This window comes from Candidatus Pseudomonas auctus (assembly GCF_048654275.1).
In the GTDB taxonomy this organism is placed as follows: Bacteria; Pseudomonadota; Gammaproteobacteria; order Pseudomonadales; family Pseudomonadaceae; genus Aquipseudomonas; species Aquipseudomonas pharyngis.
This window is the reverse complement of the sequence record NZ_JBJYZK010000016.1, coordinates 160,071-166,070: the sequence shown is the minus strand read 5'-3', so window position 1 is coordinate 166,070 and position 6,000 is coordinate 160,071. Positions and strand designations below refer to the sequence as shown.

The 6,000-nt window shown below is 60.3% G+C and carries 6 protein-coding genes; 4 read left to right on the top strand and 2 right to left on the bottom strand.

All coding sequences use genetic code 11. From position 1 onward, the window contains the following. The first annotated feature begins 328 nt into the window (after positions 1–328). From ACKUG4_RS24820 to ACKUG4_RS24805, 4 genes are read left to right on the top strand one after another with little or no spacing between them, the layout of a single operon-like run. The gene (locus ACKUG4_RS24820; protein ID WP_064597261.1) at positions 329–1,354 is read left to right on the top strand and encodes an ABC transporter substrate-binding protein; all 1,026 of its coding nucleotides are present in this window, start codon (positions 329–331) and stop codon (positions 1,352–1,354) included. Then, positions 1,351–2,295 carry an ABC transporter permease gene (locus ACKUG4_RS24815; RefSeq protein ID WP_039766889.1) on the top strand — a complete coding sequence of 315 codons (945 nt, stop codon included), beginning with the start codon at positions 1,351–1,353 and terminating at the stop codon, positions 2,293–2,295. The genes ACKUG4_RS24820 and ACKUG4_RS24815 overlap by 4 nt, the downstream gene beginning before the upstream one ends. A gap of 6 nt (positions 2,296–2,301) precedes the next feature. Then, positions 2,302–3,111 (top strand): ABC transporter permease, encoded by an 810-nt coding sequence (locus ACKUG4_RS24810; RefSeq protein WP_007957396.1) that lies wholly within the window; start codon positions 2,302–2,304, stop codon positions 3,109–3,111. Positions 3,112–3,128: 17 nt separating this feature from the next. Then, on the top strand, positions 3,129–4,283 hold the full coding sequence (locus ACKUG4_RS24805) for an ABC transporter ATP-binding protein (RefSeq protein WP_445435037.1): 1,155 nt from the start codon (positions 3,129–3,131) through the stop codon (positions 4,281–4,283). Positions 4,284–4,530: 247 nt separating this feature from the next. Here ACKUG4_RS24805 and map read toward each other — a convergent pair whose 3' ends face one another. After that, a complete protein-coding gene (gene map, locus ACKUG4_RS24800; protein WP_085648427.1) occupies positions 4,531–5,322 on the bottom strand; it encodes a type I methionyl aminopeptidase in 792 nt (263 codons plus the stop codon). After that, the gene (locus ACKUG4_RS24795) at positions 5,319–5,579 is read right to left on the bottom strand and encodes a ParD-like family protein (protein WP_039766896.1); all 261 of its coding nucleotides are present in this window, start codon (positions 5,577–5,579) and stop codon (positions 5,319–5,321) included. The genes map and ACKUG4_RS24795 overlap by 4 nt, the downstream gene beginning before the upstream one ends. Between the last annotated feature and the right edge of the window lie 421 nt (positions 5,580–6,000).

Sequence of the window (6,000 nt, the reverse complement as noted above, 5' to 3'; positions counted from 1 at the left end):
ATTGATACCTGTAAACCATGTCCCCGGTCTCAAACGTAAAGGATGTACCCGGTCTTTACCCACCCCAGCCCTCTCCCGGAGGGAGAGGGAGCCGACCGAGTTGTTTTACCGCTATACATCGACCTGAAACTCCGAGTCGAACTTGAGTTTTGAACAGCAAGAAGACCTTCGCCAGATAGCCGGTACGGCAAAGTGCTTGCACAAAGCTTGGAATACCATAATATGATATTCCATAGACCGGACGACCTGAAAAACCGTCCAGCTACTGCTCCCGACAGGCGGGCAACAACGCAAGCCCGCTCAAAAACACAACAATGAGGGCGTAAAAATGGTGTTGAACAAAGCTGCAACCGCGATCTTTTTTGCGGGACTGCTGAGCGTGACCGGTCAGGCCGCGATGGCCGCCGAGAGTGTGAACTTTGTCAGCTGGGGCGGTAGCACCCAGGATGCGCAGAAACAGGCCTGGGCCGATCCGTTCAGCAAGGCCAGCGGCATCACCGTCGTGCAGGACGGCCCGACCGACTACGGCAAACTCAAGGCCATGGTCGAAAGCGGCAACGTGCAATGGGACGTGGTCGATGTCGAAGCCGACTTCGCCCTGCGCGCCGCTGCCGAAGGCCTGCTCGAACCCCTCGATTTCAAACAGATCCAGCGCGACAAGATCGACCCGCGTTTCGTCAGCGACTACGGCGTCGGCTCGTTCTTCTTCTCCTTCGTCCTCGGCTACAACGAGGGCAAACTCGGCGCCAACAAGCCGCAGGACTGGAGCGCGCTGTTCGACACCAAGACCTTCCCCGGCAAACGCGCCCTGTACAAATGGCCGAGCCCCGGCGTGCTTGAACTGGCCCTGCTCGCCGACGGCGTAGCAGCCGACAAGCTCTATCCGCTGGACCTGGATCGCGCCTTCAAGAAACTCGACACCATCAAGAAAGACATCGTCTGGTGGGGCGGCGGCGCGCAGTCGCAGCAACTGCTGGCCTCCGGTGAAGCGAGCATGGGCCAGTTCTGGAACGGCCGGATCCACGCCCTGCAAGAAGACGGCGCACCGGTCGGCGTGAGCTGGAAACAAAACCTGGTCATGGCCGACATTCTGGTGGTGCCAAAGGGTTCGAAAAACAAGGACGCGGCGATGAAGTTCCTGGCCAGCGCCAGCAGTGCCAAAGGCCAGGCCGACTTCTCCAACCTGACCGCTTACGCCCCGGTCAACGTCGACAGCGTGGCGCGTCTGGACTCGACGCTGGCCCCGAACCTGCCGACTGCCTACGCTAAGGATCAGATCACTCTTGATTTCGCGTATTGGGCCAAGAACGGTCCTGCCATCGCGACACGGTGGAACGAATGGCTGGTCAAATGAAAATGGCGGCCACCGCGTCCCGTCCCTCCACTGCCACCGGGAGCGCCGCGAGCGCTGCCGGCCTGGCATCCGGCAAGGCGAGTGCAATGGCGCAAGCCCCGTCCCTCAAACAACGCTGGCGCGGCGCCGGCAACCTCGCGCCGGCGCTGCTGTTCCTCGGTCTGTTCTTTCTCGCCCCGCTGATTGGCTTGTTGCTGCGCGGCGTGCTGGAACCGGTGCCGGGCCTTGGCAACTATGAACAACTGTTCGCCAACTCGGCGTATGCACGGGTGCTGTTCAACACCTTTTCGGTGGCGGGACTGGTGACGGTGTTCAGCCTGCTGCTGGGCTTTCCGCTGGCCTGGGCGATCACTCTGGTGCCGCGCGGCTGGGGCCGCTGGATTCTCAACATCGTGCTGTTGTCGATGTGGACCAGCCTGCTCGCCCGCACCTATTCGTGGCTGGTGCTGCTGCAGGCTTCGGGCGTCATCAATAAAGCCTTGATGGCGATGGGCATCATCGATCAGCCGCTGGAAATGGTGCACAACCTGACCGGCGTGGTGATCGGCATGAGCTACATCATGATTCCGTTCATCGTGCTGCCGTTGCAGGCGACCATGCAGGCCATCGACCCGATGATCCTGCAGGCCGGTTCGATCTGTGGCGCGAGCCCGTGGACCAATTTCTTCCGGGTGTTCCTGCCGCTGTGCCGGCCGGGTCTGGCGTCCGGCGGGTTGATGGTGTTCGTGATGTCGCTCGGTTACTACGTCACCCCGGCGCTGCTGGGCGGGGCGCAGAACATGATGCTGCCGGAATTCATCATTCAGCAGGTGCAGTCGTTCCTCAACTGGGGTCTGGCCAGCGCCGGCGCCGCGTTGCTGATCGTCATCACGCTGGTGCTGTTCTACGTCTACCTGAAGCTGCAACCGGAATCCCCGGTTGGCGCCAGTAACGCGAGGTAAACCGACATGCTCCTGACGCCCAATGCCATGAGTCGCCGGATGCGCTTCGGCCTGTATTTCACCACCGGGCTGATCGGCCTGTTCCTGCTGTTGCCGATCGTGTTCATCGTCCTGCTATCGTTCGGTTCGTCCCAGTGGCTGGTGTTCCCGCCGCCGGGCTGGACGCTGAAATGGTACGTACAGTTCTTCTCCAATGCCGACTGGATGAGCGCAGCGCTGGCCAGCCTCAAGGTCGCGGTGCTGACCACAATCTGCGCCGTCGCCCTCGGTTTGCCGACGGCCTTTGCGCTGGTGCGCGGACGCTTCCCCGGCCGGGAAATGCTCTACGGTCTGTTCACCCTGCCGATGATCGTACCGCTGGTGATCATCGCCGTGGCGGTGTACGCGCTGTTCCTCAAGCTCGGCTACACCGGGACGATGTTTGCCTTCGTCGTCAGCCATGTGATCGTCGCGCTGCCGTTCACCATCATCTCGATCATCAATTCGCTGAAGCTGTTCGATCAGTCGATTGAAGACGCGGCGGTGATCTGCGGTGCGTCACGCCTGCAAGCGGTGTTCAAGGTGACCTTCCCGGCGATTCGCCCGGGGATGGTGGCCGGCGCCCTCTTCGCCTTCCTGGTTTCGTGGGACGAAGTGGTGCTCAGCGTGATGATGGCCAGCCCCACCCTGCAAACCCTTCCCGTGAAAATGTGGACCACCCTGCGCCAGGACCTGACGCCCGTGATCGCCGTCGCCTCGACGCTGCTGATCGGCCTGTCGGTATTGGTCATGGTGATCGCCGCCGCGCTGCGCCGGCGCAACGAAATCAGCGCCTGAGCGCCCAGGAGTACGACATGAGTGCCGTGATCAAAGACGCATCCCAGCAGAACGACAAACCCTTGGTCAGCCTGCGCAACCTGAACAAGCACTACGGCGATTTCGCGGCCGTGGACAACATCTCGCTGGACATCAAGGACGGCGAATTCCTGACTTTCCTCGGCTCCAGCGGCTCGGGCAAAAGCACCACGCTGTCGATGCTCGCCGGCTTCGAAACCCCGAGCAGCGGCGAGATCCTGGTCAACGGCCAGTCGCTGGTCAACGTGCCGCCGCACAAGCGCGACATCGGGATGGTGTTCCAGCGTTATTCGCTGTTCCCGCATTTGTCGGTGCGCGACAACATCGCGTTCCCGCTGGCGATCCGCAAACTCGCCGCCGCTGAACGTGACAAGCGTGTCGATGCGATGTTGAAACTGGTGCAGTTGGAGCAATTCGCTCATCGCCGTCCTTCGCAACTGTCCGGCGGTCAGCAGCAACGGGTCGCCATTGCACGGGCGCTGGTTTACGAACCGCGCATTCTGTTGATGGACGAACCGCTCGGGGCGCTCGACAAGAAACTGCGTGAAGACCTGCAGGACGAACTGCGCCAGCTGCATCGCCGCCTCGGCATCACCATCGTCTACGTGACCCACGATCAGGAAGAAGCCATGCGTCTGTCCCAGCGCATCGCGATTTTCAGTCACGGCAAGATTGTCGGGCTCGGCAGCGGTTATGACCTTTATCAGAATCCGCCGAATGCGTTTGTGGCGTCGTTTCTGGGTAACTCGAACTTTCTCAAGCTCAAGGCGCAGGGCAATGCGGCGGCGAGTTTTGAGGGGCAGTCGCTGTCGATTCGCCTGACCGCTGGATTGCAGACCGGGCAGGATGTGCTGCTGATGGTGCGGCCGGAAAAGGCGTTGGCGTTGAGTGTGCAGCAAGCGATCGATGAACGGCTGGCGGCGGGCTGGAACGAGGTTTCGGCGAACGTGGTCGAGGTGTTGTTTCTGGGTGAGAGCCAGACGTGCAGTGTGGTGACGTCGGGCGGGACTGCGATGACGGTGAAGGCATTGTCGGCGGCGGGGATGCCGTTGAAGGCTGGGGATCCGGTTCGGGTGCGTTGGGCGACGGCGGATGCTTGCGTTTATACGGAGTGGGCGGAGAGCGATTTGAACAAAGCGGCGGGGGCTCATTAACACCGAGTCGCCTGCCCGCCCTCACCCCAGCCCTCTCCCGGAGGGAGAGGGAGCCGACCGAGGTGTCTTGCGCTGTACATCGACCTGAAAAACCGAGTCGATTGTGGATTTGGCACAGCATTCTGGTCGGCGGCGATTATGGATTCACTGCGGAGTTTTCAGGTCGGCGTAATTCTCCAATATTCCCCAATCGGCTCCCTCTCCCTCCGGGAGAGGGCTGGGGTGAGGGCCAGCAGGCGACTCGGTATCAGTTGATCGGCGCAAACCCATCAATTTCGTCAGGCCACGCCGTCAACACTTCAAACCCATCCTCCGTCACCGCCACCATATGCTCCCACTGCGCCGACAACGACTGATCCTTGGTCACCACCGTCCAGCCATCCGCCAGACTCTTCACATGGCGCTTGCCGGCATTGAGCATCGGCTCGATGGTGAAAATCATCCCCGCCTTCAGCTTCAAGCCCTGCTCCGGATAACCGTAATGCAGCACCTGCGGCTCATCGTGATAAACCTTGCCGATCCCGTGCCCGCAATACTCGCGCACCACGCTGAACCCTTCTTTCTCCGCCAGCGTCTGGATCGCATGACCGATGTCACCCAACGTAGCGCCCGGCCGCACGACGCGGATGCCCGCGCACATGGCGTCGTAGGTTGTCTTGATCAGATGCCGCGCCTCGGGCGTCGGCTCGCCCACCACGTACATGCGGCTGGTATCACCGAACCAGCCATCCTTGATCACCGCGATGTCGAGGTTGACGATGTCGCCGTCCTTCAGCACGCGCTTCGACGGAATGCCGTGGCACACCACTTCGTTGACCGACGCGCAGACGGTTTTCGGGAAACCGTGATAGCCAACGTTGGCCGGAATGGCTTTCTGCACATTGACGATGTAGTCGTTGCACAACTGATCGAGTTGATCGGTCGTCACGCCAGCCTTGACGTGCGGCACCAGCATCGCCAGCACCTCGGCGGCCAGTCTGCCGGCCTCGCGGGATTGAGCGATTTCGGCCTGGGTGTTGATCTTGATCGGGTTTCTCATGCCTTGACTGCCTCTTTGACCGAGGCGTTCTGCGCGGCATCCGCCAGTGCGCAGACTTGCTGCAAATCCAGACCGCCCGACTGCTCGGCGCGAATCAGCAACCGACAAATGGCGTGGTGATCAAGGTCTGGATACAGCTCGGCGAGCATGCCGATGCGCATCCAGTGTTCGGCCTGCGCGTTGATCGAGCGGCTGAGTGCGTTGCTGGAGATGCGCAGATTCTCGTGCATGTCCTCTGAAATCTTTACGATGCCCATGGCAATATCCGATACGAAGTGTATATGGATCGTATATTAATCGTGTATCGCCCGGGATTGCAAACGCTGCATACCCGGTAAATCGCGGCGAAAAAAATCTGCCCGGCACCGGAGACTGGTATGACGTGACTTTGCGGCTGTGTGTATTTCACGTTCTGACGAGCAATCAATCAGCATTTTTCGCTGCAAGATTTTTACTATCGGATCAAGCGCTTCATGACGCTGAAGACGCCCTTTCAATACTCGATGACGCCTGCGTATAAACCCCTGCAAATCACTTCCTTCACCTCTCCGATTTCGTTCTATCGTTAGATCGAAATGGCAGTATTTCCGGCTGTTTAAAGGTTGCGACAGCGCAGGTCAGAGCCTATGTTGCACGCGAGCTTTTTCCCCGCGAATGGAACGCGATCAACACCACAAA

Excerpts from the sequence above, each read along its gene's own strand:
- ACKUG4_RS24795 (WP_039766896.1), bottom strand. The coding sequence starts at position 5,579 with ATGGGCATCGTAAAGATTTCAGAGGACATGCACGAGAATCTGCGCATC.
- ACKUG4_RS24820 (WP_064597261.1), top strand. The coding sequence starts at position 329 with ATGGTGTTGAACAAAGCTGCAACCGCGATCTTTTTTGCGGGACTGCTG.
- ACKUG4_RS24805 (WP_445435037.1), top strand. The coding sequence starts at position 3,129 with ATGAGTGCCGTGATCAAAGACGCATCCCAGCAGAACGACAAACCCTTG.
- ACKUG4_RS24810 (WP_007957396.1), top strand. The coding sequence starts at position 2,302 with ATGCTCCTGACGCCCAATGCCATGAGTCGCCGGATGCGCTTCGGCCTG.
- ACKUG4_RS24815 (WP_039766889.1), top strand. The coding sequence starts at position 1,351 with ATGAAAATGGCGGCCACCGCGTCCCGTCCCTCCACTGCCACCGGGAGC.
- map (WP_085648427.1), bottom strand. The coding sequence starts at position 5,322 with ATGAGAAACCCGATCAAGATCAACACCCAGGCCGAAATCGCTCAATCC.